Source organism: Deltaproteobacteria bacterium, from assembly GCA_009930495.1.
GTDB lineage: Bacteria > Desulfobacterota > Desulfovibrionia > Desulfovibrionales > Desulfomicrobiaceae > Desulfomicrobium.
Map to the genome: position 1 here is coordinate 1 of RZYB01000398.1, position 1,399 is coordinate 1,399.

A 1,399-nucleotide genomic window follows, 5' to 3' on the forward strand; every position below is an offset into this window, starting at 1 on the left:
CTGCGACTATGTGCGCAACCACCGCCTGGATCAGTCACGGGAACTGCTCGCCCAAGGACGCTGGTCCGTGACCGAAATCGCCCACCGCTGCGACTTCCACGACGCCACGCATTTCATCAAACACTTCAAGCGACGTTTTGGAACGACCCCCGGCTCATACATGAAGGCCGCGTCCTGACTCCGTTTTGAAGCGTCACGCATCCCTCGCGACTCAAACATACCGCACAAAAACCCTTCCGTACTATGCCCGTCTTCCGGGCCTGAGCTATCGTCCGCGCGTCGTACACGACGAGGGGCGATTCCTGGCTGGCGTCGCACATCCGTCGTACGCACAACAAGGAGGAAAAAAGGCAGGCACGACAAACACCTATTTCATTTTCCGCATATTTTTCTGGCCCTGGCCATCCTTTGCGCGGCGCTGGGGACAAGTCCGGCACGAGCCGAAAAATCACACGCCAACGGCACCGTGGAACTGGCTCCCATGACCGTCACGGCGGAAAAGCGAGAGGGAGACGCGAGCACGATCCCGACGAGCATCACGCTCCTGAACGAAACGCAAATCCAGGATTTCGACCTCAAATCAGCCTCCGACCTGGAGGCCCTGACCCCCAACCTCTACATCACGCGCGGGGGTGCTTCTACGAGCAACCGCGCGGCCATGCGCGGCATCACCAGTTCCATGACCGGCGATCCGGTCATGGGATTTTATCTGGACGGCGTCTATTACGGTTCGGGCCTGGACATCGGCCTTTTTGATGTTGAACGCGTCGAGGTGCTGCGCGGCCCCCAGGGCACACTCTATGGACGCAATTCCGAAGCCGGCGTCGTCAATGTCGTCACCAAAAAGCCCGGCGACGAGTGGGAAGGAAGCCTGAGCGCGGATGTCGGAACCTTCAACAGCTATACGGGAACGGCCATGCTCGGCGGGCCGTTGATCGACGGCCGCCTGGGGATCAGGGGCAATTTCCGGTATCACACGACCGACGGGTGGTTCGAAAACCAGTACGATGGCTCCAACGAAGCCGGCCAGGAGGATAATTTCGACGGCCGCCTGTCCGTGATCGCCACGCCGTCGGACCAGCTGGAACTGCGTCTGATTTACGACGGCCAGCATTATGACAGCGCGTCCTACGCTCCCTTTGCCCCCATGGACGACTCGGACATGCGGCACTCCGTGAACGTGGATGACGACGGCAAGGCAGACAAAGACGCCGACGGCCTGTCCCTGACCGCCGACTATGCCTGGGAGAGCATGGCCCTGACGTCGATCACTTCGGTCCGCAGCGAGGACCAGACCTTCGCCAACGACATCGATTTCACGCCCATCGACCTGATGGCCATGAGCATCGGGTCCGAAACGCGCGGCGTTTCCCAGGAACTGCGTCTGCATTCCACCGAC

General features: G+C 60.6%; 2 protein-coding genes. Both read left to right on the plus strand.

Features of this window, described 5'->3' with window-relative positions; genetic code table 11:
- Positions 1–178, plus strand: a 178-nt coding sequence (locus EOL86_14980) for an AraC family transcriptional regulator (protein NCD26872.1), incomplete at its 5' end; no start/stop codon positions are given.
- Between the two features lie 303 nt (positions 179–481).
- Positions 482–1,399 (plus strand): hypothetical protein (locus EOL86_14985; GenBank protein ID NCD26873.1); only part of this gene is annotated, 918 nt, incomplete at its 3' end.